This window comes from Kytococcus sp. Marseille-QA3725 (assembly GCF_054950055.1).
In genome coordinates this window covers 18,942-45,720 of sequence record NZ_JBUCLA010000001.1, presented here as the reverse complement: position 1 = coordinate 45,720, position 26,779 = coordinate 18,942, and the positions used below count along the sequence as shown (strand labels likewise).

The following is a 26,779-nucleotide window of genomic DNA, read 5'->3' as shown; positions in this document are numbered from 1 at the left end:
CCCGGGGGGCCGCGGGGGCCTCGTCGTTCGAGCAGAGGTGCACGGCACCTCAGGATTCCCCCAACGCGAGCATCCTCCGGGCGATCCGCCTCCTCGGGTTCGACCCGGTTTCCCCATGGACTCGGTCAAGACGGTTCCCCCGCGGTGCAGGGCGGCAGAGACTCGTGTCGTACCCAGCCGACGGTCCCCTCCGACTCGGCCTCACTCACTCTCCCAGGAGTCCCTCATGAGCATGTCCCGCACCGCCTTCGGGCTCGCCACTGCCGCGGCCCTGACCCTGAGCGCCGGCACCGCGACCGCCACCCCGTACTTCTCCGCCGACGCCGGCACCGAGGCCAGCGCCTCGCAGAGCGGCGACTACGTCGTCATGCTGAACCTGCCGAAGCAGGCCGCTGGCGACCTGTCGACCGCCTCCGCGAAGGCCGCCGTCGCCTCCACCACCGAGACCCAGGCCGCCAAGTTCTCCGACCAGGGCATGAACGTCCAGTCACAGTTCAAGAACCTGGGTGGCTTCACCGCCAACCTGACCGCCGAGCAGGTCGCCGAGCTGGAGAACGACCCGGCCGTCGCCTCGGTCCAGAAGGACCAGAAGGTCACCATGAACGAGGCCCAGGAGGACGCCACCTGGGGCCTGGACCGCGTCGACCAGGAGGCCCTGCCCCTGGACAAGACCTACAACCACGACGCCACCGGCAAGGGCGTGACCGCCTACATCATCGACACCGGCATCCGCGCCTCCCACGCCGACCTGGAGGGCCGGGTGAGCGAGGGTCACACCGTCGTCGACGACGGCAAGGGCACCGACGACTGCCAGGGCCACGGCACCCACGTCGCCGCCACCGTCGGCGGCAAGGAGTACGGCGTCGCCAAGGGCGTCGACCTGAAGCCGGTTCGCGTGCTGGACTGCGACGGCTCCGGCTCGGTCCTGGGCATCATGGCCGCGATGGAGTGGGTCATGGACGATGCCGCCAAGGCCCCCGGCCCGGACGTGGCCAACATGAGCCTCGGTGGCGGCAAGCTCGAGGCCATGGACGAGGCCACCAACCGCCTGGTCGACGCCGGTGTGGTCACCGCCGTGGCCGCGGGCAACGACACCGACGACGCCTGCAACCACTCCCCGGCCGCCTCCGACAAGGCCATCACGGTCGGTGCCACCGACAACCAGGACGTCCTGGCCGAGTTCTCCAACTTCGGTGAGTGCGTCGACATCCTGGCCCCGGGCGTGGACATCACCTCGGCCTGGAAGGACTCCGACGACGCCACCAACACCATCTCCGGCACCTCGATGGCCTCCCCGCACGTCGCCGGTGGCGCCGCCCTGGCCCTGGAGAAGAACGCCGAGGCCAAGCCCGAGGAGATCACCAAGACGCTCACCGAGACGGCCACCAAGGACGCCATCGACAAGGTGAACGGCTCCCCGAACCTGCTGCTGAACGCCCTCAAGGCCTCCGGCAGCTGACCCTGACACAGCGCTCACTCCCCTCCGACCGCCGGTCCGCCCCTCGTGGGCGGGCCGGCGGCCGTTCGTGTGCGGCCACGATCCAGGTACCCGGTACGCACCGACCTGCACATGACCGTTTCCTGACCTTGTGCTGACGACGACCCCAACCGGGTAAGGGCTTTCTCAGGAGTCCCTGCCAGATCACCAAAAGCTCCCCCCAAAGACCTCCCGCTGCCCTAGCATCCGAACCACCGCTAGTCGGTACCCCTACCGGGTACTCCCATCCGGTCCCTCCCCTCCCGAAGGAACACACATGCACTCCGTGCGCACCACGCTCGGCCTCGCGGCCGCCACCGCCCTGACCCTCGGCTCCACCAGCGCCACCGCCGCCCCGAGCGCTCCCGCAGACGCCTTCTCCACCGCCCAGGGCGCGGAAGTCCTGGACGTGCAGGACGGCGAGTACATCGTCATGCTCGAGCTGCCCGAGCAGGCCACGAAGGGCCCGGCCGCCATGGCCAACGCCACCGCCAAGGCCGCCGTGGCCCAGACCACCCAGCAGCAGGCCGACAAGTTCGCCGCCAAGGGCGTCGACGTGAAGCAGCGCTTCGAGTCCCTCGGCGGCTTCTCGGCCGACCTGAGCGCCGAGGAGCTGAAGGACCTCGAGGGCGACCCGGCCGTCGCCGTGGTGGAGCGCAACGAGATCGTGAGCGTCAGCGAGACCCAGGCGGACGCCACCTGGGGCCTGGACCGCGTCGACCAGGAGGCCCTGCCCCTGGACGGCACCTACAACTACGAGGGCACCGGTGCGGGCGTGACCGCCTACGTCCTCGACACCGGTCTGCGCAGCTCGCACTCGGAGTTCTCCGGTCGCGTGAAGCCGGGCGTCACCGCCATCGACGACGGCAACGGCACCAACGACTGCCAGGGCCACGGCACCCACGTCGCCGGCACCGTCGCCGGCTCCACCTACGGCGTGGCCAAGGGCGTCGACATCGTCCCCGCCCGCGTGCTGGGCTGCGACGGCCGTGGCTCCATCGCCGGCATCGTCGCCGCCATGGACTGGGTGGCCGAGAACCACACCGGCCCCTCCGTCGCGAACATGAGCCTCGGTGGCGGCGCGCACGCCTCCCAGGACGAGGCCGTCGACCGCCTGGTCGCCGCGGGTGTCACCACCGTCGTGGCCGCCGGCAACGACACCGACGACGCCTGCAACTACTCCCCGGCCCGCGCCCAGTCCGCGATCACCGTCGGCTCCACCGACGACACCGACGGCCTGTCCTACTTCTCCAACTTCGGCACCTGCGTCGACATCCTGGCCCCCGGCTCGGACATCACCTCGGCATGGATGACCGGCGACACCGCCACCAACACGATCTCCGGCACCTCGATGGCCTCCCCGCACGTCGCCGGTGCCGTGGCCCTGTTCCTGGAGAAGAACCCGAACGCCTCGGTCAGCGAGGTCACCGACGCGGTCCTGTCGACCGCCACCCCGGACGCGATCAGCGGTGTGAACGGTTCGCCGAACCTGATGCTGAACACCACCGCCCTGACCGGTGGCGAGACCGACCCGGGCAACCCGGGTGACCCCGCCCCCGGTGAGAGCCTCGTCAACGGCGGCTTCGAGGACGGCGCCACCGGCTGGACGGGTGACACCGACGCCATCACCACTACCGGCCTGTCCGCCGCCTCCGGCTCGGGCAAGCTCGAGCTCGGCGGCAACGGTGCCTCCTCCACCGAGGCCGTCGGCCAGGAGGTCACCGTCCCGGCCGACGCCACGGCGCTGGAGTTCCAGCTGCGCGTGGAGACCGAGGAGGGCTACGACTACTACCGCTACGACCAGCTGCAGGTGGAGGTGCGGGACACCGACGGCAAGCTGCTGGACGTCCTGGGCACCTACTCCAACGGCGACCACGCCACCGAGTACGGCACCGAGTCGCTGGACCTGTCGGCCTACGCCGGCCAGAGCGTCGTGGTCGAGTTCAGCGCGACGGAGGACTCCTCCACCCCGACCACCTTTCTGGTGGACGACGTGGCGGTGCGCTGACGCCCCTCCCGGTCCCACCCGCGGACCCGCGTGATTCCCCCGAACGGCCGGTGGCCCCATCCCTCCCCGGGATGGGGCCACCGGCCGTTCACGTGCGCTCGGCGCGAGCGCGTCGGCTCAGAAGTCCTCGTCGAACGAGACGCTGCCCTCCACGCCGACCTGGTAGGCGGACACGCGGCGCTCGAAGAAGTTGGACAGCTCCTGCACGTCCTGCAGCTCCATGAATGCCAGCGGGTTCTTGGTGCCGTAGATCTCCGGCATGCCCAGCTGCACGGCACGGCGGTCGGCCACCGACTCCAGGTAGGCCCGCATGTCGGCCACCGAGAGCCCGGCCACGCCGCCCCCGAGGAGGTCCTCGGCGAACTCCGCCTCGGCGTCCACGGCCTCGGTGAGCATCTGGCGCACCTGACCGGCCATCTCGGCATCGAACAGGTCGGGCTCCTGCGAGCGCACGGTCTCCACCACCTCGAAGGCGAAGGCCATGTGCATGGACTCGTCGCGGAACACCCAGTTGGTCCCCGAGGCCAGCCCGTTGAGCAGGCCGCGGCTGCGCAGGAAGTACACGTAAGCGAACGCACCGTAGAAGAACAGACCCTCGATGCAGGTGCCGAAGCAGATGAGGTTGAGCAGGAACTGGCGCCGCTGCTCCTTGGTCTCCAGCCGGCCGAGGTGCTCGATCGAGTCGATCCACCGGTACATGAACTCGGCCTTGGTGCGGATGGACGGGATGTTCTCCACGGCGGCGAAGGCCTCGAAGCGCTCGTCCTCGTCCGGCACGTATGTGTCCAGCAGGGTCAGGTAGAACTGGATGTGGACGGCCTCCTCGAAGAGCTGGCGCGAGAGGTACATCCGCGCCTCCGGGGAGTTGATGTGCTCGTACAGGTTGAGCACCAGGTTGTTCGCCACGATGGTGTCGCCGGTGGCGAAGAACGCGACCAGACGGCTCACCAGGTGGCGCTCGGCCGGGGTGAGCCTGTTGTGCAGGTCGGACAGGTCGCTGTGGAGGTCGATCTCCTCGACCGTCCAGGTGTTCTTGATGGCGTCGCGGAACATGTCGTGGAACTGCGGGTACCGCATGGGCCGCAGGGTCAGGGACATACCCGGGTCCAGCAGGGTGGAGCCCTGCTTCACCGCGTCGCGCAGGTCGTGGGCGGTGGTCGTCTCGGGGGTGGTGGGGGTGTGGTCGGTCATCGTCGTCTCCTCGTGCGTGGGTGCGTGGTGGGTGCCGGTCGCGTCGTTCACTCGCAGGCCTCGCAGGACTCGGGGTTCTCCAGCGAGCAGGCGAGGGCCTCGGCATCGGTGAACGTGCGCGGCGGCGCGGCGGCGTCGTCGGCTGACGTCCCGGGCGCGGCGCCGACGGCAGCGGACTCCGGCACACCGCCCCAGGCGCTGGCCGCACGCGCTCCCGCGACGGTGGCCTGCTGGATGCGCGTGGCCGGCCGGCTGCGCAGGTAGTAGGTGGTCTTCAGCCCGGCCTTCCACGCGTACAGGTACATCGAGGAGAGCTTGTTGATGCTGGGCGACTCGATGAACAGGTTGAGGCTCTGGCTCTGGTCGATGAACGCCTGCCGGGCCGCGGCCATCTCGATGAGGGCCTTCTGCGGCAGCTCCCAGGCGGTGCGGAACAGCCGACGGGTTTCCTCCGGCAGGTCGGCGATGCCGGCCACCGAGCCGTTGTCGGCCTTGAGCTTCTCGCGCACCGCATCGGTCCACAGCCCCAGCCCCTTGAGCTCGCGCACCAGGGCGGAGTTCACCTGCATGAACTCCCCCGAGAGCGTCTCCCGCTTGAACAGGTTGCTCACCTGCGGCTCGATGCACTCGTAGCAGCCGGCGATGGAGGCGATCGTCGCCGTCGGGGCGATGGCGATCATCAGCGAGTTGCGCAGCCCGTGCTCGGCGATCGCAGCACGCACGGCGGCCCAGCGCGCGGTCTGCGTCGGAGTGACGCCGTGGACGTCGTGCTGCAGCTGACCGCGGGCCGCCCGCGTCTCGGCGAACGCCGGGTGCGCACCGTGCTGGGCGGCCAGCTCGGCGGAGCGCTCGAGGGCCGAGAGCTGGATCTCCTCGGCGATGCGGGTGCTCAGCTCGCGCGCCTCGGGTGCGTCGAACGGCATCCGCAGGGCGAAGAACACGTCCTGCAGCCCCATCGAGCCCAGCCCGATCGGGCGCCAGCGCGGGTTGGAGGCCGCGGCCTGCTCGCTCGGGTAGTAGTTGATGTCGATGACGCGGTCCAGGTAGGTGACGGCCAGTCGCACCGTGGAACGCAGCCGCTCGGTGTCCAGACCGGTCGCGGTGGCCGCCGGGTCCAGCGGCCGGACGCCGGTCGTGCCGTCGGACCAGCGCAGGTGCGCTGCGAGGTTCACGGAGCCCAGGTTGCACACGGCGGTCTCGGAGTCGCTGGTCACCTCGATGATCTCGGTGCACAGGTTGCTCAGGTGCACCACCGGGGCGGGCTCGGTGGTGCCGTCGGGCATCACCCGCGGCGCCTGGTCGTCGCTGGTCTGGTTGCACGCCTCGTTGGCGCGGTCCTTGAAGGTCATCCAGCCGTTGCCGGTCTGGGCGAGGGTCCGCATCATCCGGCCGTAGAGGGCGCGGGCGGAGACGGTGCGCACCACGTCACCCCGCGCCTCGGCCGCGCGGTACGCCTCGTCGAAGGCCGGACCCCACAGGTCGGGCAGCTCGGGCACCGCGTCGGGGTCGATGAGGCTCCACTCCTCGTCGGCCTCGACCCGACGCATGAACTCGTCTGGGATCCAGTGGGCGAGGTTGAGGTTGTGGGTACGGCGGGCGTCCTCGCCGGTGTTGTCGCGCAGCTCCAGGAACTCCTCGACGTCCGGGTGCCAGGGCTCGAGGTAGATGCACGCCGCGCCCTTGCGCCGCCCGCCCTGGTTGACCGCGGCCACCGAGGCGTCCAGCGTGCGCAGCCACGGCACGATGCCGTTGGAGTGCCCGTTGGTGCCGCGGATCAGCGCGCCGCGGGAGCGGATGCGGCTGAACGCCAGCCCGATGCCGCCGGCGAACTTCGACAGCTTGGCCACCTGGTGGTAGCGCTCGTAGATGGAGTCGAGCTCGTCCCGTGGGGAGTCGATGAGGTAGCAGCTAGACATCTGCGTGTGGCGGGTGCCGGAGTTGAACAGGGTCGGCGAGCTGGGCAGGTAGGCCAGCGAGGAGAGCAGTTCGAAGAACTCGACGGCCTCGTCGGCGGTGTGCGACAGGCCGGAGGAGACCCGCATCAGCCAGTACTGGGGCGACTCGATCACGGCACGAGTGAGCGGGTGGCGCAGCAGGTAGCGGTCCTGGACCGTGCGAAGGCCGAAGTAGTCGAAGCGGTGGTCGGCGTGGGCGACCTGGGCGCGGCGCACGGCCTCGTCCAGCGCGGCGTGGTGGGTGGCGACGAACTCCGCGGTCTCGTCGCCGATGAGGCCCTGCTCGTGGCCGACGCGCACGGACTGGCTGAAGGACGCGATGCCCTGCCCGCGGACCTCCTTGTCGATGACCCCGGCCAGCAGCCGGCCGGCCAGGCGGGAGTACTGCGGCTCGGTGGCGGTCATCTCCGCGGCGGTGGCGATGGCGAGCTGGTCGAGCTCGGCGGTGGTGGCGCCGTCGTAGAGGCCGGCGATGGTGCGGGTGGCCACCCGCATCGGGTCGACCTCGGGCAGGCCCTCGGTGCAGCGCTCGACGGCGACGACGATCTTGTTGAGGTCCACCTGCTCGTGCTCGCCGCTGCGCTTGACCACGCGCATCTGGCTGCGGGGGGTGGTGGGGGTGCCGTCCAGCGTGGGCTGGTCGGCGGTGTTCGGCAGCGCAGGCGCGCCGGGGGCGGCAAGCGCGCCGGGTGCGCCGGGGGTTGCGGCCGCGGCAGGTGCGACAAGCGCGTCGGGGGTTGCGGTGGCCTCCGGGACGCCGGAGTTCGTGGTGGTCATGCCCTCTCCTCGCGAGCGTGCCGCGAGGGGTGGAGGCACCGATCGACCGGGGCGCCGCGCGAGGGGTGCGGCATCGGACACCCGCATCGGGGCCGGGTCACCCCCGCTGGGGCTGTGGGCGCTCCGGGGTCGTGGACACCGGTCGCCCGTTCTCCGGACGTTCGTCTGCCAGCCGTCCCGCGCGGCTCGACGGTCCGACCGCGGTCGCGGCCGGGCGCTGGCAGGTCTTCGGACTCACGGGCGTCCCGGCCGGGGCCGAGCCGGTGGGCGGGACCTGTGGGTCGCGTCCACCGGGGTCCTACTGGCCGTCGCTTCCCGGGTGCTGGCTGCACCCAGTGCCGTTGACGGCGGTCGTTCCCGAATACCGCTGCGGGGCAGTCCCGGAATCGCACCGGGTTCCCTCTTGCCCCTCTCCGGCGCAGCCCGTCAGAGAGGGGGCACGAGATGCCCCATCGCCCGTGGCGACGCCGGCGAGGACCAGCAGGAGCACCATATACAGGGGTGCGCGAGCAGACCAACCCCACATGTTGTGGATACCCCGTCGTGGCGGCCTGGCGCCGAAATCGGGCGGACAGGCGCACCGGCGGGTGGCGCACCGGCAGAGGCGGGTCGGTAGAGGCGGGCCAGCTCCGGCGCGGCACGGTTACACCGGCTCCGTTCGACACAATCGCACCGATCTCGGCGGCACGGGCGCGTTGGGCACCAGGAGGCGCGAACACGGGGATTCCGGCTCCGGTAGGTCTCCAGACCCGCTGGGCCACCCCCCCCCTACCCCGGGGTGGGTCCACTTGACCCGGGTCAACTCCTGTCGCTTCAGGACCCACCCCGGGACAAGGTGATCAACCCCCGAGGAAGCTGCCCACCCTGGCGAACGTGACCGGACGGCGTCCCGACGGGCCGCCTGGTGGACTGGTTGAGCGCCCCCACGGACGCGCGGCGGGCGGGCGTGGGGCGAAGTGCGCCACGGACACACGCGGCGGGTCCGCACCGGGCGCCGGGTGCGCAAGACGGCGGGCGCGGGGCCACATCGACCCCGCACCCGCCGCACTGCGGTGCGTCAGCGCGTCAGAGCGAGCCCTTGCGCCACGGGCCGGTGATCGCCAGCGTGATGCCCGGCGTCTGGATGTTCACGAACAGCCAGTTGCCGTTCTTCGGCTCGAACGTGGAGCCGCACCACTCGGAGGTGCGGTAGTCGCCGGCCTCCACGGTGGAGCCGTTCATGCCCGATCGCGGGATGACCACGTTGTTGCGGGCGAACGGGAAGATCTCGCCGTCGGTGGTCAGGCCGTGCACGTATGAGTCGCCACCACCGTCCTCGCACAGCACGATGCCGCCGCGCGGGGAGACGCAGATGTTGTCCGGGTTGTCCAGCACGGTCTCGTCCGGGGAGGCGAACAGGATCTCCAGGCGGCCGGTGCGCGGGTCGTAGGTGAAGACCTGGCCGTTCTCGTCCGGGCCACCGCTGGTGGAGACGACGTTCACGACGCCGTTGCCCCACCACGCGCCCTCGAGGCGGGCGAAGGCGGCGCCGCCCTTGGCCAGGCCCTGCTCCACGGTGGTCACGCCATCGTCGGCCGGGTCCGGCTCGTCGATGGTGACCCAGGAGGTCTCGTACACGGTGCCGGTGCCGTCGGCGTAGGTCTCGTAGGAGCCCTCGCCACGCTCGACGCGCAGCATCTCCAGCATGCCGCCGGCCTCCAGGTCGCCCGGACGCTTCGGCACGAAGCGGTACAGACCCGACGGGGTGGCTTCCTCGGTGAGGTAGACGATGCCGGTCGACGGGTCGACGGCCACGGCCTCGTGGACGAAGCGCCCCATGCCCTTCAGCGGCACGGCCGAGGAGACGCCGTGGGTCGGCACCTCGAACACGTAGCCGTGACGCTGGCCGGTGGCGCTGGTGTGGAAGGTCTCCTCGCACGACAGCCAGGTGCCCCACGGGGTCGGGCCACCGGCGCAGTTGACCGCGGTGCCGGCCAGCGAGGCGTACGACTCGGTGAACTCACCGCGGTCCGGGTCGAACACGAGCGTGGTGGTGCCGCCGGGGGCGGTCGCGTCGTAGTGCGTGGGGTGGAAGGCCCGGTCGCCGCTGCGCAGCTCGTGGTTGCGGACCAGGCGCACCTGGTCACCCTCGCGGAAGGCGGCCATGCCGTCGTGGGCGCCGGGGGTGCGGCGGCCGTCGTCCATCATCGAGCCGGTCCAGCCGTAGGAGACGTACTCGAAGCCCTTGGGCAGGGCGATGAGCTCCAGGCCGGTGGTCTGGTCCTTGGTCGGGCGCAGCGGGCCGTAGCCCGGGCCGTGCGGACGGCGGGTCATCTCGTGGCCGTGACCGTTGCCCTGCGCGCGGGCACCGAGGGCGTGCAGCGGGGTGAGCACGGAGGCCGCGGCAGCACCACCGAGGAGGGTGCGGCGGCTGGCCGGGATCTCGGGGAGGGACATGTGAGCTCCTGTGGGAGAGGGGAACAGGACGCCCGCACCGTAGGAAGTTGACGTGTCCACGGAGGGGAGGAGACGTGAACCGCAGGACAACAGCGTGTGCCGCTCAGCCCGTCCGCCGCGGCAGGGTGAGCGCCGCCCCGACCAGGGCCACCACCGCGTAGGCCAGGAGCACCGCGACCGGTCGCCAGAGGTCGGCGCCGGGGTCCGCGACGTCCCGCACCTGCTGGACGGCGTCGACCGCGTAGCTCAGCGGCAGCACGTCGCTGATCCCCTCGAGGACGCCCGGCAGCCGGTCCCGCGGCACGAGCAGTCCGCAGAGCAGGAACTGCGGCAGCACGAAGGCGGGCATGAACTGGACGGCCTGGAACTCGGTGCGCGCGAAGGCGCTCGCCAGCAGGCCGAGGGCGTTGCCCAGGAAGGAGGACACCAGCGCCACCAGCACGAGCTGCCACCACGGCGCGGCCACCTCGAGGCCTACCCACCACGCCACGAGCGAGGTGGCGACGATCTGGAGCACGGTCATCGCCCCGAAGGCCAGCGCGTAACCGCCCAACAGGTCCAGCCGTGCCATCGGCGTGGTGAGCAGCCGCTCCAATGTGCCGGACTGCCGCTCCCGCAGGGTGGCGATGGAGGTGACGATGAACATCACCGTGAAGGGGAAGATCGGCAGCAGCACCGGCCCGATGCGCTCGTACGCACCGGTGAAGTCGTAGACCCAGCCGAGCAGGGCGAGCAGCGTGGCGGGGACCACCACGATGAGCGCGATGGTGCGCGGGTCGCCGAGTAGCTGCCGCAGGACGCGGACGGTCGTGGCCAGGGTGCGGCGGGGGTTCATCGGGCGGCCCCCTCGGTCTCGTGGGCGATGCGGCCACCGACCGGACCGGCACCCACCCCGCCCTCGGCATCCTCGATGAGGCGCAGGAACGCCTCCTCGGCGTCGCGGGCGTCGGTGCGCTCGAGCAGGTCGGCGGGCGCGGCGTCGGCCAGCACCCGCCCCTCGCGCAGGAGCAGCAGCCGGTCGCAGCGGGTCGCCTCGTCCATGACGTGGCTGGAGACGAGCAGGGTCCGCCCCTCGGCGGCCAACCGGCTGAAGAGCTCCCACAGCGAGCGCCGCAGCACCGGGTCCAGCCCGACGGTCGGCTCGTCGAGCACGAGCACCTGCGGGTCGGCGACCAGCGCCGCCGCGAGCGAGGCCCGCCCCGCCTGACCGCCGGAGAGCGCGTCGACGCGCTGGTCGACATGGGATCCCAGATCGACCTGCCTCAGGGTGCGCTCGACGGCATCGCGGGCGGCGGCGCCGGACAGCCCGGCCAGCGTGGCGAAGTAGCGCAGGTTCGCGCGCACGGTCAGGTCGGCGTATACCGCGGGCGACTGGGTGACGTACCCGACCCGGCGCCGGTTGGCGGGCGACCCAGCCGGCTCCCCCAGCACGGTGACCTCGCCCGCCTCCACCTTCTGCACGCCGACGACGGAGCGGATGAGCGTGGACTTGCCGCTGCCGGAGGGGCCGAGCAGCCCGACCACCCGGCCGGCGGGGACGTCGAGGTCGACACCGGGGAGCACCTCCCGGCCACCCCGCACGACGCGGAGGCCGCGGACGCTGATCGCGGGGTTGGTCACCTTGTCCGGGGGCTCAGCCTGAAGTGCGGTGACCCGACCCCGGTCAACGTGATCAACCCCCGGGTTGGGTGCCGCGTCGGGTGCGCTGGGTGTGCCGAGGCTGGAGGCGGGGGACATCGAGGCTCCTCACGCAAAACGAATGATCGTTCTGCAGCGTAGGCCCCGCCGCTCCCACGGCGCAAACAGAACGACGGTTCCCTATCCTGTGGCCATGCCCCGGATCACCCCCGAGCGCCGAGAGGCGCAGCGCCAGCGCATCGTCGACGCCGCCCGCGAGGCCATGCAGCGCGACGGACTGCAGGCCACCTCGATGGCGCGGGTCATCGAGGTGTCAGGCCTCTCGGCCGGCGCGATCTACGGCTACTTCGCCAGCAAGGACGAGCTGGTTCTGGCCGTGGCACTCGACGTGATCAGCACCCGCCTGGACGGCATGCGCGAGCTCGCCGAGCAGCGCCCGGTGCCACCGCCGGCCGAGGCGCTCGGGACCTTCATCGAGGGACTACCCCACGGCACCGAGGGGGCACTGGTGCTGGAGATCTGGGCCACCGCAGCGCGGAGCCGGGGCCTCGGCGAGCGCGCACACAAGGTCTTCGGCGAGGTGGGTCAGGGTGCCCTGGAGTACCTGACCGCCTGGTACGCCCTCGAGCAGGGCCTGCCGCACGATGCCGCCACCGAGCGCGCGCGCCGCACCCTGCCGGCGCTGCTCGGCCTGGCCCAGGGCTGGATCGTGCAGTCCACCGTGCTGGAGCGCCTCACCACCGCGGACTACCGCGCCGCGATCACCGCACTGCTCCACGACGACGCGTACCCGGAGCCCGGCCGCGACACTGCCCACTCGAGCACCACCCCGGAGGACGACCGTGCGTGAGGACCTCTCCCGGACCGTGTGGGACCGCGTCGTCACCGACCCCGACGCGGGGACCGAGCAGCTCGACCCCGCCGCCACGGAGGCCCTGCCCCGCAACGGCACCCGCATCCTGGGCGCCACCTCCCTGCTGAACACCGCCGACCAGCTGATCCACGCCCCCACCGTCCTCACCTGGGCACTCACCGGGCTCGGCGCGCCGGGCTGGACGGTGGGCCTGCTCGTGCCGGTGCGCGAGTCCGGCTCGATGCTGCCGCAGTCCGCCCTGACCCCGTGGGTCCGCTCGACGCGCCGACGCAACCGACTGGTGGCCCTGGGGGCACTCGTGCAGGCGGCGGGCGCGGCCGGACTGTTCACCGGGGTGGCGGCGCTGTGGTCACGCATCGAGGAGCCCGCCCAGGAGCCCGACGCCGACCACACGCCCCCGCAGCCGTGGACGCTGCTGCGCACCGCGCCGGACTGGCCCCCTTCGTGCTGGGCACCGGCCTGGCCTCGATGCTGGGCGGCCGCCTGATGGGCCGCGCGGCCGACCGCTCCTCGCGCCGCCTGATGGCCGTGGCCTCCGCGACCGGCAACACCGTGATCGGCGTGGTGCTGCTGCTCGCCGGCGCCGTGGCCGGCCTGCTGTCCGGCGTCTCCCCCTGGTGGCCACTGACTTTCCTCACCCTGCTGGGCGTGGCCGGCGCGATCCTGGGCCTCCGCCTGCCGGAGGTGTCACGCTCCTGATCGGCGCAGTGTTAGGTTTGCCTCACCTTGGCGCCATGGTGGCGCGAGGAAGTCCTGAGGAGAACCATGCGCACCGTGCGTACCGTCGCCGTCCTGGCCGCTGCCGGCCTGTCCCTGACCGCCTGCTCGACGGGCCCCGCCGGCCAGGAGGAATCCGCCGCGGCCGACGACGGGAAGAGCAACAAGGCCTCGGGCTCCGCGGACGGCGCCGCCTCCGAGGGCGAGGAGGGCGGTGACGCGGCCGGCTTCCCGGTGACCGTCGAGCACGCCCTGGGCAAGGCCACCATCGAGGAGGAGCCCACCCGCGTGGCCACCCTCGGCTGGTCCGACCAGGACGTCGTCGCGGCCCTCGGCGTGGTGCCGGTGGGCGCGCCGGAGATCACCTGGGGCGGCAACGAGAACAAGTCCACCGACTGGTTCGACGAGAAGCTCGAGGAGCTGGGCGGCGACGAGGTCACCCGCTACTCGGACGCCGACGGCGCCCCGGTGGACGAGATCGCCCGGCTGGAGCCCGACGTCATCCTCGCCACCTACTCCGGCATCACGCCCGAGGAGTACGAGAAGCTCAGCAAGATCGCCCCGGTGGTCGCCTACCCGGAGAAGCCCTGGGACACCACCTGGCAGCAGTCCACCGAGATGGTCGGCAAGGCCCTGGGGAAGACCGAGGAGGCCGAGCAACTCATCACCGACACCGAGAAGCAGATCGACGACACCGCCGCGGAGCACCCCGAGCTCGAGGACTCGACCGTCGCCTGGGCCTCGTTCACCCCCACCGACCTGTCGAAGTTCTCGCTGTACACGACCACCGACAACCGGCCGCGCATGCTCGAGGAGCTGGGCATGGTGAACGCCCCGGTCATCGGTGAGCTCTCGAAGGACGCGGACTCCTTCACGGTCGAGCTCTCGGCCGAGAAGGCCTCCTCCGTCGAGGCCGACGTCGTGGTGTTCTACACCGACGAGGGTCTCTCCGAGGAGCAGGTGGTCGACAACGACCTGCTCAAGGAGATCCCGGCCTTCCAGCGCGGTTCCTACGTGGCCGCGGACGACCCGGTGGCCGCCTACCCGATGTCGAGCCCCACCCCGCTGAGCATCCCCACCGCCCTGGAGGAGTTCGTCCCGGACCTGGCGAAGGCCGCCGAGAAGGCCCAGTCCGAGCAGTGACGGCGCACGTCGCACCGGCCGGTCACGGCCGCCGGCTCGCGTCCCTCCTGGGACTCGGGCTGGCGGTCGTGGCCGTCGCCTGCCTGGCCTCGCTGGCCGTCGGGGCCACCCTCGTCCCGCTCGGGGCCATCTGGTCCGCCCTCAGCGGCGGCACGGCCGACGGCGTGGTCGCGGCCCGCACAGACCGCACCGTCCTGGCCGTGCTCGTCGGCGCCGCGATGGGCTGTGCGGGCGCCGCGATGCAGGCCCTCACCCGCAACCCGCTGGCCGATCCCGGCATCCTCGGTGTGAACGCCGGAGCCGCCCTGGCCATCGTGCTCGGGCTGACCACGGGCCTGCTCACCGCACCGGGCCAGTCCGTCTGGTTCGCCCTTGCCGGTGCCGCAGTGGCGACCGGCGTCGTCTACGGCATCGCGTCCGCGGGTCCGGGCGGGGCACGGCCGGTCACCCTCACCATCGCCGGCGCCGCGTTCGCCGCCACGGCCACCAGCCTGGGCTCCGGGCTGCTGGTGGTCGACCTCGCCGCGCTGGACGTGTTCCGGGTGTGGCAGGTGGGCACCGTCGGTGGGCGCGACCTGGCCCTGGTGGCCTCGGTGCTGCCCGTGCTGCTGGCGGGCTTCGTGCTCACCCTGCCGGCCGGCGGCCTCCTGAACACGCTGGCGCTGGGCGACGACCTCGCCCGTGGACTCGGCCAGCGCGTGCTCCTGGTGCGCGCGCTCGTCGCCCTCGGCGCGGTCTGCCTCTGTGCCGGTGGCACCGCCCTGGCCGGGCCGATCGCCTTCGTCGGACTGGTGGTCCCGCACCTGGTCCGGCTGATCACCGGTCCCGACGAGCGCCGCGTCATGCTGGGCAGCGCCGTGTTCGGGGCGGCCCTGGTGGTGGCCGCGGACACGATCGGCCGGGTCGTCGCGCCCCCGACGGAGGTGCCGGTCGGCATCATGACCGCCGTCATCGGCGCCCCGGCGCTCATCGCCCTGGTACGCACTCGGCGGGTGCACGCATGAGCGCCGCGACCCGCCGCCACACGCTGGTGCTCCTGGGCCTGGCCGTGCTCGCCCTGGGCCTCTTCACCGTCCGCGTGCTGCTGGGCGACTACACGGTGACCCTGCCGGACTTCCTGCGCATCCTGGGCGGGACCGACATCCCCGTCGCCAGCTTCCTCGTGATGGACTCCAAGCTGCCCCGGGCCGTCGTGGCCGTCGTGGCGGGCCTGGCCTTCGGCGCGGCGGGGGCGACCTTCCAGTCCGTGCTGCGCAACCCGCTGGCCAGCCCCGACGTCGTCGGCATCAGCATGGGCGCGAGCTTCGGGGCCCTGTTCGCCCTCGTGGTCCTGGGCTGGACCGGCGCGCCGGTCATCGCGGCCGCGGCCCTCGGGGGCCTGCTGGTCACCGGCACGATCGTCGGGTTCGCGCGCAGCGCGGCCACCGACGACGGCGACGCCGCGCACACGATGATCCTCGTCGGCATCGGCCTGTCGGCCGCGCTCGTGGCCGGCGTCCACTGGCTCATGCTGCGCACCGAGCTCCACAAGGCGCAGGACGCCCTGGTCTGGGTCTCCGGGAGCATCAACGACGTCACCTGGGCGGAGATCACGGGCCTGGCCGTCACCACGGCGGTCCTGCTGCCCCTGCTGCTGGCGACGACCTCCCGGCTGGGGGTGCTGGAGCTCGGGGACGACCTCGCCACCGGGCTCGGCGAGCGCCCCGCCCGGGTGCGGGCCGTCGCGATGTGCCTGGCGGTGCTGCTGGTCACCTCGGCCACGGCCGTCTGCGGCCCGGTGTCCTTCCTGGCCTTCCTGTCCGGGCCCATCGCCCGCGCCCTGAACCGGGGGCGCACCACGCTCCTGGGCTCGGGCCTGGTGGGGGCCTGCATCTTCCTGGCGGCCGACCACACCGGCGCCTACCTCGTTCCCGGCGGCAACGTGCCGGTCGGCGTCGTGACCGGCCTGGCCGGCGGCCCGTTCCTGCTGGTGCTGCTCCTGACCTCCCGGAGGTGGATGTCCGCATGACCCCCGACCCGATCCCGGTGGGCGCTGTCGCCGACCACGCTGCGGGCGGCGCCCCGGCCTGCCGCCTGCGCTGCCACGACCTGCGGTTGTCCTACGGCGGCCCGGAGATCGTCCGCGGCGTCTCGCTGGACCTGCCCGACGGCCGCATCACCACGCTCGTCGGCCCGAACGGGTGCGGCAAGAGCACCCTGCTGCGCGGCCTGGTGCGGCTGCTCCGCCCGGCCGGTGGGCGCGTCACCCTGGACGGGCAGGACCTGCACTCGCTGCCCACCCGGCAGGTGGCCACCACCATCGGACTGCTCCCCCAGCAGCCGCTGGTGCCCGCGGGCCTGACCGTCGCCGAGCTGGTGGCACGGGGACGACACCCGCACCGCGCCTCCTGGCGCCCGGCCTCGCGCGGCGACCAGGACGCCGTCGAGGACGCGATGCGGCGCACCCGCACCCTGGAACTCGCCCACCGGCCCGTGTCGGCGCTCTCCGGCGGGCAGCGCCAGCGGGTGTGGCTCGCGATGGCGCTGGCCCAGCAGACCGACGTCCTGATGCTGGACGAGCCGACGAGTTTCCTGGACCTTGCCCACCAGATGGACGTGCTGGACCTGGTGGAGGAGCTCAACGCCGAGCGCGGCACGACCGTGGTGATGGTGCTGCACGACCTCAACCTGGCCGCCCGGGTGTCCGACCACCTCGTGGCGATGCGCGGCGGTGAGCTGGTGGCCGCGGGCAGCCCGGCCGAGGTGATCACCGAGGACACGGTGCGGGAGGTGTTCGGGCTGGAGGCGCTGGTCGTCGACGACCCGGTGACCGGGACGCCGATGGTCATCCCCCGCCGCAGGAACTAAGGTTTGCCTTAACTCATGTGAGTGGGTACTGTTGCCGCATCGCAGGGCGCAGGGGCCCGGGCGGTACCGCGGACGGACCGGGTGGTGGTCTCCGTCCGCACACGCCGGAGGGCCGGAGCGAGGAATCGCTCCGGCCCTCCGGCGTGTGCGGCGGGTCAGGCGTGGGCCGGCACACCGCGCGGCGCGCCGAGCTCCTCGGCCGAGCCGGTCCGGTTGCGCAGGCCGCTGCGGCGCCACTGCCACTCGATCAGCAGGAAGGCCACGCCGTCGAGCACCAGGCTCATCGCCACGGCCCCGGGGGTGGACGTCGTGGAGGCGGACACGAAGCCGTCCTCGAACCCGCCGAAGACGAGCGAGATGACCATGAGCGACACGTTGTTCACCGCGTGCATCACGACAGCCGCCTCGAGGCCACCGGTGCGGATGGTCAGCGCCACCGCGAGCACGGCGAACAGGCCCAGATCCAGCAGCACCCACGGGTCCATCGAGCCGTGAGCCAGAGCGAACAGCGCGGTGGTGGTGAGGGTCGCCAGACCCAGGGCCAACCAGCGCCACGGGATCCAGCTGCCGAACCACTGGATGACGAAGCCACGGAAGAAGTACTCCTCACCCGCGGCCTGCAGGGGCGTGGTCAGCAGCACGACGACCAGGAGCCACCAGAAGTGGCTGTGGGGGTGCAGGTCGAAGCTCTCCCCCCTGATCGCGGGGACGCCCAGCAGGTAGACCAGCCACCACGGCGTGAGCACGACCAGGCAGCGCAGTGCCCAGCCCCAGCGGAAGCGGCCGGCCACCGACGAGGCGAAGCCCGGCCGCATCCAGTAGACGAGCGCGAGCAGACCGATGGTGACGGGGATGAGGACCGCCAGCCCCGCGTTCATGCCCAGGAAGGTCACCGGGTGCATGGCGATGCCCTCGGCCTCCTCCGGGGACTCGAAGATCTTCATCTGGTCGGGCATCGTGACCAGCGGGACGATCAGCGCGACGACGGACACGACGAGCCAGATGATGACCGCCGGAACCAGCGCGACCAGGGCGACGACGGGGCGCCACCACTCCCAGCGGGGGCCGCGCGTGAGCTCGTGGAACTCGGCGTGCGGGCGGACGGAGGACACCGGGCGGGGCGGCTGCCCCATAGGCGGACCGTACGGAGCCGGGTGACCGTGGGAGGCCGGGGGGCCGTAGGGGTCGTGCGGGGGCGGCGGGGGGTACTGACTCACCCGCACACGATAGAAGGCCCCGCCCTGCCGACCGAGGTCGGTGGGGCGGGGCCCTCGAGCTGCGGCACGGAGTGCCGCCGGGATCACTTGTTGAGGGTGCCGTCCTGGATGGCGGTGATGACGGCGCCGAAGTCGCGCTTGGGGCCGTCGATCTCGGCGAAGCGCTCGTAGGCGTCGCGGGCGGCGCGGCCGAAGGCGGTGTCCACACCGGCCAGCTCGGAGGCGTCCTGCGCGAGGTTGAGGTCCTTGAGCATCAGGCCGGTGGCGAACCCGCCGGCGTAGTCGCGGTTGGACGGGGAGCCCTCGACCGGACCGGGGACCGGGCAGTTGGTGTCCAGCGCCCAGCAGCGGCCGGAGCTGGTGGAGGCCACGTCGAAGAACGCCTGCGGGTCCAGGCCGAGCTTCTCGCCGAGCACGAAGGCCTCGGAGACGGCCACCATCTGCACGCCCAGCAGCATGTTGTTGCAGATCTTGGCGGCCTGGCCGTTGCCGGCGCCGCCGCAGTGGACGATCTTGCGACCCATGACCTCCAGGATCGGCTTGGCGCGACCGAAGGCCTCCTCTGTGCCGCCGACCATGAAGGTGAGCGTGCCGGCCTCGGAGCCGACCACGCCGCCGGAGACCGGGGCGTCGATGCTGGAGTGACCGGCCTCGCGGACCACGTCGGCGGCCTTCCGGGCCGAGTCGACGTCGATGGTGGAGGAGTCGATGAAGAGCACGTCCTCACCCTTCGCCGCGGGCACGATCTCGGCGTAGCTGTCGAGCACGAGCTTGCCGTTGGGCAGCATCGTGATGACGGCCTCCGCGTCGGCGACGGCCTCGGCACCGGTGCCCGCGAGGGTGACGCCGGCGGCCTCCGCCTTCTCACGCGCCTCGGGCACCGGGTCGAAACCCGTCACCTCGTGGCCTGCCTTGACGAGATTGGCCGCCATCGGGCCGCCCATGTTTCCGAGTCCCAGGAACGCGATCTTCATGCGGCGAGCGTACTCCCGGGGTGACGTGGGTCACGGCAGGGGTGGCGGTCGGGGCAGACGGGACCGCTATCCGGCTGGCGACGTGGGCGGTTGACCGTCGCGTGCGCGTGGGCGGTTGATCGGGACGAAGCGCCCCTTGATGCGCCGACGCATCTCGATGCGCGGCATGTCCACGTGCTCGCTCATCTCCCGCAGGTAGCGCTGGGCGAGGTCGAACGCCTCGTGGTCCTCGGCGTCGTCGTTGGACTCCTCGACCACGCAGCGCACCGTCACCTGCGGCACCCCGAGGGGCAGGTCGAGGGAGGCCTTCTCCACCAGGTGGGTGCGGCCGACCACCTCGCGGGCGATGTCGAGGACCTGCGAGGGCGCGGTGTCCCCACGGACGGCGAGCACCTCGGCGACCAGGCGGTAGGACGGCATGGAGGCAGTGTGGCAGCGGGCGCCGACAGCCCCGTTCCGCACCGGTGCTGCACTCGACCGGCCGCGTCCCGCCGAACACGGCACCGGTGCTGAACTCGGTGCGCGGCCGGTCAGGCGGAGGGACCGCTCCCCTGCCAGGGCTGAACGAACTCGTTGCCCGGCTGACCCCAGACGGCGAGCAGCAGCTCCGGCGAGGTCGCTCCGTCGATCTGCTCCCGGATGATGTCCGCGTGACCGGCGTGCCGGGCCAGCTCCTCGATGGCGTGGGCGTGGTGGAAGCGCGCGTGGACGTCCGCCACCTCGGCGATGCCGAACCACGGCTGCGGCGGGACGACGCTCTCGGCGTCGGGATCGGCTCCGGCGATCTGCTGGGCCAGCACGTCCATCACCAGGTCGAAGCGCTCGAGCAGCACGTCCAGGGTCTCGTCGTCGGTCGGGGTGAAGCTGTCGAAGTAGGCGGCCTTCGCGGCCTCCGGGCCGGTCGCCTCCGGCATCCACGGGGTCTCGATCTCGAGGGTCTTGGCGTACACGTGCGTGACGTGCTTGAGCACCCCGGCGATCGACAGGTTGCTGCGGCAGGGCGTGCTCCGCGCCTGCTCGTCGGTGAGACCGTAGGCGCTGGCCCGCAGGGCCTCGGCCTGCTGGCGGACGTACTCGGCGTGGGTGGTGGACTCGTCGTGACGGGCGGGGGCGTACATGGATCCTCCTGGATAGTGGGGTGTTCCGGACGGTTCGCGGCAGGTCGGGGTGGTCCGGACGGTTCGGGTCCCGATGCCGCCGGAGCCATCCTGAGCGGGCATCAGGACGGGTCGTGTCCGTATTTCCTGGCAGGCTGCAGGCATGACCACGACCGCCCGCCTGCTGCGCGTGCTCGGGATGCTGCAGTCGCGCGCGGTGTGGACCGGCCCGGAGCTCGCAGGGGCGCTGGGGATCACCGAACGGACGGTGCGACGGGACGTCGAACGGCTCCGGGAGCTCGGCTACCCGGTGGAGGCCGGCCGCGGTCGCGAGGGCGGCTACCGCCTGGGTCGCGGACGGTCCCTGCCGCCGCTGGTGCTGGAGGACGACGAGGCCGTGGCCGCCGCCGTGGCTCTGCGCCTCGGCGCAGGCGGGGTCGCCGGCACCGAGGAGGCAGCCCTGCGCGCGCTCACCAAGCTCGACCAGGTGCTCCCGGCTCGACTGCGCCCCGAGGTCGCAGCGCTGGCCTCGGCCACCGAGACCCTTCCGCCGTGGCAGGACGACGACGAGGTCACCCACCACACCCTGATGACGACCGCCCGCGCCGTGCGCGACCGGGTCCGCCTGCGCTTCACCTACCGACGGCGCGACGGCGAGGAGGCGCTGCGCACCACGGAACCCCTCCGCCTGGTGGCGACAGGACGACGGTGGTACCTCGTGGCCTTCGACCTGGACCGCGACGACTGGCGCAGCTTTCGGCTGGACCGAATCCGCACGGTGCGAGCGTCCACCTGGCGCTCACGGGAACGACCGGCCCCCGACCCCGTCGAGTTCGTGCTGAACGGCCTGCGCGCCGGCCCCTACCCGGTGGTCGCCCGGATCAAGCTGACCGTCCCGGTCCGGGTCGCCCGTCGCCGCATCCCCGCCACCGTCGCGGAGGTCTCGGCACGGGAACAGCCGGACGGGACGGAGCACTCCGTCGTCGAGGTGGGTGCACCCACGGCCGAGGAGATCGCCCGGCACATGGTGTTCGCGGCCCTGGACCTCGGGGCCGAGCTGACGGTGCTCGACCCACCGGAGGTGCAGCAGGCGGTCGCGGATCTGGCGCGGCGCGTCGGGCGGTGGGGCTGACCCTCAGGCGCGGGGCAGGTCGCGTCGCCGGAAGCCCCAGGCGCCCAGCGCCACCAGCACCACCCCGAGGACCACGAGCACCACCGCCGCCGGACGGTCCAGGGCCTCGGCCGGCACCTGCCCCACCGCCGTGAACGGCCCGGCCTCGAGGGTCCACTGCGGCAGGTCAAGACCCGGCCCGAGCCAGCCGACGGCCACCGCGACCGCGAACACGGCCCAGGCCAGCCCCCGGTGCTCGGGGAGCCACCCGAGCAGCAGCGTGACCACCCCCAGGAAGAACACGACCACCGGCAGCTGCGCGAACGCCGCCGCGAACAGGTCCCCGAACCGGCCCGGCTCCTCGGTGACGACTGCCGTGGCTCCCGCGAGCGCGGCGCCACCTGCAGCCACGACGAGCAGCGCCCCACCGAGCACGACCAGGCCGTGCGCCGCCAGCCACGTCCACCTCCCCCGCGGCCCGGCCAGCTGGCGCTCCAGCAACCCGGTCGCCTCACCTGCCCACAGCCCACCGGCGGTCTGCACCACGCACGCCACCGCCAATGTGCCCAGCATCATGAGGAATGTGGCCGCCACGGAGTCCACGAGCGCCCCGCCACCGCCGAGGTAGACCTGCAGCTCCGGCATCTCCTCGAGCGCCTCGATCATCGTCCGGGTCAGCGCGCCGTAGGCCCCCATGAGCACGGCTGCACCCACGACCCAGCCCAGGATCGCGCCCCGGTGCTCATGCAGGGCCAGCCCGATGGGGGAACGCAGCGCCGCCCCGGCCCTCGCGGGCCCCGGTCGGGGGCGCACCAGCGAGGCCCCGACGTCCCGCCGCGTGCCCAGCACGAGGGCCGCCGCGACCAGGCACACGGCCACCCCGAGGCTCACGAGCAGCGGCCACCAGCGCGTGTCCTGCCCGTAGGAGCGCACCGCGTCCAGCCAGCCGACCGGTGAGAACCCGCCCCACGCACCGCCCTCGACGGCGCCGATGCCGCGCAGCAGGAAGCCGACCACGACCACCGCCATCGAGGCTGCCCAGACGCTGCGCGTGGAACCGAGGGCCTGCGCGAGCAGCGCCGCCACCCCGACGTGCACCGCTCCCAGCAGGGCCAGCCCCAGTCCGTAGTGCACCGCCCCGGTGCGGTCGGCCCCGAAGACCGCCATGAGCGCCCCGGACCCGAACCCCACCACGGCGAGCGCCGCCAGCGCGGTCCCGAGCGCAGCAGCCAGCGGGGCGAGCCGGCCGGTGGTCCCGGCCAGCAGGAGGGCGGTGCGCCCCGACTGCTCCTCACCCCGCGTCCCGCGGACCACCAGGGCGACGGCCATGAGCGGCACGGCGAACGCGGCGACCTGCCCGAACTCGTTGGCCATCGCCCCACCGAGGGTGTCGACTCCGGCCACGTCCCCCGACAGGGCCGCCATGCCGGGTGCGTCGGTCATCCGCGCGTAGGCGTCCAGGGCCTCCGGGGTGTCGTAGTGAGTGGCGACCGAGCCGGCCGTCATCGCCATCAGGGCCAGCAGGCCGACCACCCAGGCGACCAGCCCGCGCCACCCGGTGCGCACGCCCAGCAGCGCGGCCCGTCCGAGGCCCGACACGGCCGCCATCAGCGCTGCCCCGAGGTCGCGTACTGCCCCAGGAAGAGCTCGTCCAGGGTGGGCGGCTCCACGGTCAGGCTGCGCACTCCCGCGCCGTGGAGGGCGGCCACCACCTGCCGCAGGGCGTCGGGGTCCACCCGGCAGCGGAGCTCCGCCGCACCATCCGGGGCGGGTTGCACCTGCAGACCCGTCACCCCCGGCAGGCCGTCCAACCCGCGGGGAGGTCGTGTCGTGACCGCATGCACGTGGCTGCTCGTGGCGCCGCGCATCTCGGCCAGCGAGCCGGTGCTGACGGTGCGCCCGTCGCGCAGGATCGTCACCCGGTCGGCCAGGGCCTCGACCTCCGAGAGGATGTGGCTGGAGAGCAGCACCGTGGCGCCCTCGTCGACCCGTTCGCGGACGGTGTCCTGGAAGACCTGCTCCATGAGGGGGTCGAGCCCGGAGGTGGGTTCGTCCAGCACCAGCAGGTCCGCGCCCACCCCGAGCGCCGCGACGAGAGCGACCTTCTGCCGGTTGCCGGTGGAGTAGTCGCGGGCGCGCTTGGCCGGGTCCAGGGCGAATCGCTCGACGAGCTCGTCCCGCCTCGCCGGGGTGATGCCGCCGTGACCGGCCGTGAGCACGTCGATGCACTGGCCGCCGGTGAGGCGGGGCCACAGGGTGACGTCACCGGGCACGTAGGCCACGCGCCGGTGGAGGCTCACGGCATCGGCCCAGGGGTCCTCGCCGAACAGGCGGATGCTCCCGGCATCGGCCCGCGCGAGGCCCAGCAGGATGCGGATGGCAGTCGACTTGCCGGCCCCGTTCGGCCCGAGGAAGCCGTGGACCTCCCCTGCCGCGACGGTGAGGTCGAGACCGTCCAGGGCCCGGGTGGGGCCGTAGACCTTCGTGAGCCCGGTCGCCTGGACGACGGGCGTCGCAGACCCCGTGCGGCCGGGCTCGGTAGCGGGAGCGGTCCCGGCCGTGGTGAGGGCAGTGCGGGTGGCGCTCATGCGTTCTCCTCCGGGTCGGCGGACGGCGGGCCGGTGTCCGTGGCGGTGGTCGGTGTGGTGTCCGGGTCGGTGGTCGGGCCGGCGGTGACCGGGTCCGCGAAGAGGCCGGAGAAGGTGCGCACGGCCTCGGCCTGCCAGCGATCGAGCCCATCGCCCAGCGGATGGTGCCCGAGCACGGGCTCCCAGAGGTCCCCCAGCAGCACCAGCCCCAGGTCGTGGGTCATGAGCTGCGCAGCCCGCAGCTCGACGTCGTCGGTCGGCGTGAGCTGCCCGGCGTCCTGCCACAGGTGCAGGATCCGCGTGGTCTCGGCGTGCCAGCGCGCCACGAGCTGCCGGGCCTCCGGCGCACCCGAGACGAGCAGGCGGCGCAGGTAGGCGAAGTAGGGCGACCCCGGGGGCACCGAGCGCTGCAGGAGGTCGAGCGCACCGCCGATCTCGCCGGCGAGCAGGTCCTCGACCGTGACCATCTCCTCGGTCCGGCGGAACAGCTCGCCGAAGTGCTCGATGACGTGGTCGAGCACCGCCTGCTCGACGCCGGCCTTCGTGCCGAAGTGGTGGATGACGAGCGCCGGAGAGACCTCCGCGCGCCCTGCGATGGCGCGGACGCTCACAGCAGCCGGGTCGGACTCGGCGAACAGCTCCAGCGCGGCGGTGCGGATGGCGGCACGCGCGGTGAGGTCCTGCCGGGTCGCAGCCCCCGTAACGGGTCCTGAACTCATGGTCAGGATGCTAAACGCTTGTTCAGGGCCGAGGCAAGGTCCCTCTCCTGCAACACTGGCCCCATGTCTGCCTCCCTCCTGATCGGCCCCCTGCTGCGCCACGTGGACCACGACTCCGCCGCCGTCTGGGTGGAGACCGACGCACCCGCACGGGTGGAGGTGCGACTAACCGGGGGCGACCAGCCCGGCGGGAGCGCTGGGTCACCGGCGGCCGCCTCGGCATCGGCCACCACCTTCACCGCCCACGGCCACCACTACGCGCTGGTCGAGCTGACGGGCCTGCCGTCCGGACTGGACAGCACCTACGAGCTGCTGCTCGACGGGAACGTGGCCTGGCCCGAGCCGGGCGAGGAGCGCCCTGCGCCCCGCATCAACACGCTCACCCCCGGCGCGCCGGTGGACCTGGGCTTCGGCTCCTGCCGCACGTCGGTGCCTCACGACGCCCCCGGCCACCACACGCACGGGGTGGACGCCCTGCGCGCGCTCGGCATGGCGGACGCCACCGGGCAGGACGGCGCGCCGGAACTGCCGGAACTGATGCTCCTGCTGGGCGACCAGGTGTACGCCGACGCCACCAGCCAGGCGATGCAGGACTTCATCGCCTCGCGCCGGTCGCTGGAGGAGGGACCCGGCGAGGAGCTGGCCGACTACGAGGAGTACGCCCACCTGTACTTGCTGGCCTGGGGTGAGCCGTGGGTGCGCTGGCTACTGGCCACGCTGCCGACGCTCATGATCTTCGACGACCACGACGTCCGGGACGACTGGAACACCTCGGCGGCCTGGCGGGAGGAGATGGAGGCCACCGACTGGTGGCACGACCGCATCGTGGCCGCGCTGGGCTCGTACTGGGTGTACCAGCACCTGGGCAACCTCTCGGTGAGCGAGCGGGCGCACGACGAGATCTGGCGGGAGATCGTGGACCGGCAGCGCACCGACCCGCACCCTGACGTCACCGAGCTGCTGGACGCCTTCGCCGAGCGCGTGGACGAGCACCCGGACACCTACCGCTGGTCCTACGCCCGCGACCTCGGGACGACGCGCCTGGTGGTCGTCGACTCACGGGCCGCACGGGTCATGGAGCCCGGGCGGCGGGAGATGCTGGACGAGCAGGAGATGGCGTGGCTCTCCGACCAGCTGCAGGGCGGTGAGGGGATCGAGAACGTCATCCTGGGCACCTCGCTGCCCTTCCTGCTGCCTCGCGGCCTGCACCACCTGGAGGCCTGGAGCGAGGCCGTCTGCAACGGGGTGTTCGGGCAGCGGATGGCGCGCATCGGGGAGCGACTGCGCACGACCGTGGACCTAGAGCACTGGGCGGCCTTCCACAACTCGTTCCTGCGGGTGTGCGCGATGGTCGGTGAGCTCGCCCGGGGCGAGCGGGGGCCGGCACCGCGGGCGGTCGTGTTCCTCTCCGGCGACGTGCACCACTCGTACATCAGCGAGGTCGACCCGGCGTCCCTGCTGGACGACGAGAAGCTGACCGGGGAGCAGGTCGAGCGCGGGGATGCCGAGGACGCCCCCGACCTGCGCGTGCTGCAGTTGGTGTGCAGCCCCATCCGCAACCCGCTGCCGACCGTGATGCGCTTTGCCACCGCCCTCCTGGCGCACGGCCTGGCGGTGCCGCTGGGCGCGCTGGCGGGGCGCTCGGCGGCGGTCCCCACGCAGCCGTGGCGGTGGCGCGACGTGGCGGGGCCGTGGTTCACGAACAACGTGGCGCTGCTGCGGGTGGACGGCTGCGACATGCAGGCCAGCTGGTGGACCGGCGAGGTGCGCGGCGGGGACCACGAGCACCCGGTGCTCGTGGAGGTGGAGACGCTGGACCTCGGGCAGGGCGAGGGCGCCGCGGGGTGAGGCGGGGGCGTGCGGGGCGTTGGTACTGCACCCCACGCCGCATGACGAGGCGTGTCCACAGGGTCACTCGGGTGCTGCGGCGGGCATCGACTAGTCCACATGTTCTACCCAAGACTTGACTTGCTTAGTATTCGTGTACTAGTGTGGGGGTAGTTGGTCAGG

23 protein-coding genes and 1 riboswitch are annotated in these 26,779 nt (G+C 72.5%); of the genes, 11 read left to right on the top strand and 12 right to left on the bottom strand.

What is annotated here, in order from left to right:
• Positions 1–226: 226 nt before the first annotated feature.
• Entirely contained in the window at positions 227–1,459 is a 1,233-nt protein-coding gene (locus ACY8FT_RS00165) for a S8 family peptidase (RefSeq protein WP_462416945.1), read from the top strand.
• A 295-nt stretch (positions 1,460–1,754) separates the two neighbouring features.
• Positions 1,755–3,485, top strand: coding sequence for a S8 family peptidase (locus ACY8FT_RS00160; protein ID WP_462416944.1), 1,731 nt, complete (start codon positions 1,755–1,757; stop codon positions 3,483–3,485).
• 117 nt (positions 3,486–3,602) lie between these two features.
• Here the strand turns inward: ACY8FT_RS00160 and ACY8FT_RS00155 are convergent, their stop codons facing one another.
• The 5 genes from ACY8FT_RS00155 to ACY8FT_RS00135 all read right to left on the bottom strand — a co-directional run bounded on the left by ACY8FT_RS00155 (position 3,603) and on the right by ACY8FT_RS00135 (position 11,464).
• Positions 3,603–4,676, bottom strand: coding sequence for a ribonucleotide-diphosphate reductase subunit beta (locus tag ACY8FT_RS00155; protein ID WP_462416943.1), 1,074 nt, complete (start codon positions 4,674–4,676; stop codon positions 3,603–3,605).
• Positions 4,677–4,723: 47 nt separating this feature from the next.
• Positions 4,724–7,408 carry a ribonucleoside-diphosphate reductase subunit alpha gene (locus ACY8FT_RS00150; RefSeq protein ID WP_462416942.1) on the bottom strand — a complete coding sequence of 895 codons (2,685 nt, stop codon included), beginning with the start codon at positions 7,406–7,408 and terminating at the stop codon, positions 4,724–4,726.
• Between the two features lie 220 nt (positions 7,409–7,628).
• A riboswitch (cobalamin riboswitch) is annotated at positions 7,629–7,849 on the bottom strand.
• A 624-nt stretch (positions 7,850–8,473) separates the two neighbouring features.
• Positions 8,474–9,844 (bottom strand): PhoX family protein, encoded by a 1,371-nt coding sequence (locus ACY8FT_RS00145; RefSeq protein ID WP_462416941.1) that lies wholly within the window; start codon positions 9,842–9,844, stop codon positions 8,474–8,476.
• 103 nt (positions 9,845–9,947) lie between these two features.
• Positions 9,948–10,679 carry an ABC transporter permease gene (locus ACY8FT_RS00140; RefSeq protein WP_462416940.1) on the bottom strand — a complete coding sequence of 244 codons (732 nt, stop codon included), beginning with the start codon at positions 10,677–10,679 and terminating at the stop codon, positions 9,948–9,950.
• Positions 10,676–11,464 (bottom strand): ABC transporter ATP-binding protein, encoded by a 789-nt coding sequence (locus tag ACY8FT_RS00135; RefSeq protein WP_462416939.1) that lies wholly within the window; start codon positions 11,462–11,464, stop codon positions 10,676–10,678. Before ACY8FT_RS00135 ends, ACY8FT_RS00140 begins: the two co-directional genes overlap by 4 nt.
• Positions 11,465–11,675: 211 nt before the next feature.
• Between ACY8FT_RS00135 and ACY8FT_RS00130 the strand changes: the two genes are divergently transcribed.
• The 7 genes from ACY8FT_RS00130 (at position 11,676) to ACY8FT_RS00100 (ending at position 17,063) form a co-directional block, all read left to right on the top strand.
• Positions 11,676–12,332: a TetR/AcrR family transcriptional regulator gene (locus ACY8FT_RS00130; RefSeq protein ID WP_462416938.1), complete on the top strand. Its 657-nt coding sequence runs from the start codon at positions 11,676–11,678 to the stop codon at positions 12,330–12,332.
• Positions 12,325–12,843 (top strand): hypothetical protein, encoded by a 519-nt coding sequence (locus tag ACY8FT_RS00125; RefSeq protein ID WP_462416937.1) that lies wholly within the window; start codon positions 12,325–12,327, stop codon positions 12,841–12,843. Before ACY8FT_RS00130 ends, ACY8FT_RS00125 begins: the two co-directional genes overlap by 8 nt.
• The gene (locus ACY8FT_RS00120; protein WP_462416936.1) at positions 12,825–13,055 is read left to right on the top strand and encodes a hypothetical protein; all 231 of its coding nucleotides are present in this window, start codon (positions 12,825–12,827) and stop codon (positions 13,053–13,055) included. The genes ACY8FT_RS00125 and ACY8FT_RS00120 overlap by 19 nt, the downstream gene beginning before the upstream one ends.
• Positions 13,056–13,121: 66 nt before the next feature.
• On the top strand, positions 13,122–14,216 hold the full coding sequence (locus ACY8FT_RS00115) for an iron-siderophore ABC transporter substrate-binding protein (RefSeq protein ID WP_462416935.1): 1,095 nt from the start codon (positions 13,122–13,124) through the stop codon (positions 14,214–14,216).
• Positions 14,213–15,220: a FecCD family ABC transporter permease gene (locus ACY8FT_RS00110; protein ID WP_462416934.1), complete on the top strand. Its 1,008-nt coding sequence runs from the start codon at positions 14,213–14,215 to the stop codon at positions 15,218–15,220. Before ACY8FT_RS00115 ends, ACY8FT_RS00110 begins: the two co-directional genes overlap by 4 nt.
• A complete protein-coding gene (locus ACY8FT_RS00105; RefSeq protein WP_462416933.1) occupies positions 15,217–16,224 on the top strand; it encodes a FecCD family ABC transporter permease in 1,008 nt (335 codons plus the stop codon). The genes ACY8FT_RS00110 and ACY8FT_RS00105 overlap by 4 nt, the downstream gene beginning before the upstream one ends.
• Positions 16,221–17,063 carry an ABC transporter ATP-binding protein gene (locus ACY8FT_RS00100; protein ID WP_462416932.1) on the top strand — a complete coding sequence of 281 codons (843 nt, stop codon included), beginning with the start codon at positions 16,221–16,223 and terminating at the stop codon, positions 17,061–17,063. Before ACY8FT_RS00105 ends, ACY8FT_RS00100 begins: the two co-directional genes overlap by 4 nt.
• A gap of 155 nt (positions 17,064–17,218) precedes the next feature.
• On the opposite strand, the gene ACY8FT_RS00095 is transcribed toward ACY8FT_RS00100, so the two are convergent.
• From ACY8FT_RS00095 to ACY8FT_RS00080, 4 genes are all read right to left on the bottom strand, one after another.
• On the bottom strand, positions 17,219–18,196 hold the full coding sequence (locus tag ACY8FT_RS00095) for a CPBP family intramembrane glutamic endopeptidase (RefSeq protein WP_462416931.1): 978 nt from the start codon (positions 18,194–18,196) through the stop codon (positions 17,219–17,221).
• 167 nt (positions 18,197–18,363) lie between these two features.
• Positions 18,364–19,254: a 3-hydroxyisobutyrate dehydrogenase gene (mmsB, locus tag ACY8FT_RS00090; protein ID WP_462416930.1), complete on the bottom strand. Its 891-nt coding sequence runs from the start codon at positions 19,252–19,254 to the stop codon at positions 18,364–18,366.
• Between the two features lie 66 nt (positions 19,255–19,320).
• A complete protein-coding gene (locus tag ACY8FT_RS00085) occupies positions 19,321–19,674 on the bottom strand; it encodes a hypothetical protein (protein ID WP_462416929.1) in 354 nt (117 codons plus the stop codon).
• Between the two features lie 110 nt (positions 19,675–19,784).
• Entirely contained in the window at positions 19,785–20,372 is a 588-nt protein-coding gene (locus tag ACY8FT_RS00080) for a mycothiol transferase (protein WP_462416928.1), read from the bottom strand.
• A 142-nt stretch (positions 20,373–20,514) separates the two neighbouring features.
• Between ACY8FT_RS00080 and ACY8FT_RS00075 the strand changes: the two genes are divergently transcribed.
• A complete protein-coding gene (locus ACY8FT_RS00075) occupies positions 20,515–21,483 on the top strand; it encodes a helix-turn-helix transcriptional regulator (RefSeq protein WP_462416927.1) in 969 nt (322 codons plus the stop codon).
• Between the two features lie 3 nt (positions 21,484–21,486).
• Here the strand turns inward: ACY8FT_RS00075 and ACY8FT_RS00070 are convergent, their stop codons facing one another.
• Genes ACY8FT_RS00070 through ACY8FT_RS00060 form a run of 3 tightly spaced genes read right to left on the bottom strand, consistent with a single transcriptional unit; the run spans position 21,487 to position 24,769 of the window.
• A complete protein-coding gene (locus ACY8FT_RS00070; RefSeq protein ID WP_462416926.1) occupies positions 21,487–23,070 on the bottom strand; it encodes an ABC transporter permease in 1,584 nt (527 codons plus the stop codon).
• Complete coding sequence (locus ACY8FT_RS00065; protein ID WP_462416925.1) at positions 23,070–24,050, bottom strand: ABC transporter ATP-binding protein; 981 nt, start codon at positions 24,048–24,050, stop codon at positions 23,070–23,072. Before ACY8FT_RS00065 ends, ACY8FT_RS00070 begins: the two co-directional genes overlap by 1 nt.
• Positions 24,047–24,769: a TetR/AcrR family transcriptional regulator gene (locus tag ACY8FT_RS00060; protein ID WP_462416924.1), complete on the bottom strand. Its 723-nt coding sequence runs from the start codon at positions 24,767–24,769 to the stop codon at positions 24,047–24,049. Before ACY8FT_RS00060 ends, ACY8FT_RS00065 begins: the two co-directional genes overlap by 4 nt.
• A 63-nt stretch (positions 24,770–24,832) precedes the next feature.
• Between ACY8FT_RS00060 and ACY8FT_RS00055 the strand changes: the two genes are divergently transcribed.
• Entirely contained in the window at positions 24,833–26,617 is a 1,785-nt protein-coding gene (locus tag ACY8FT_RS00055) for a DUF7800 domain-containing protein (protein WP_462416923.1), read from the top strand.
• The last annotated feature ends 162 nt before the right edge of the window (positions 26,618–26,779 follow it).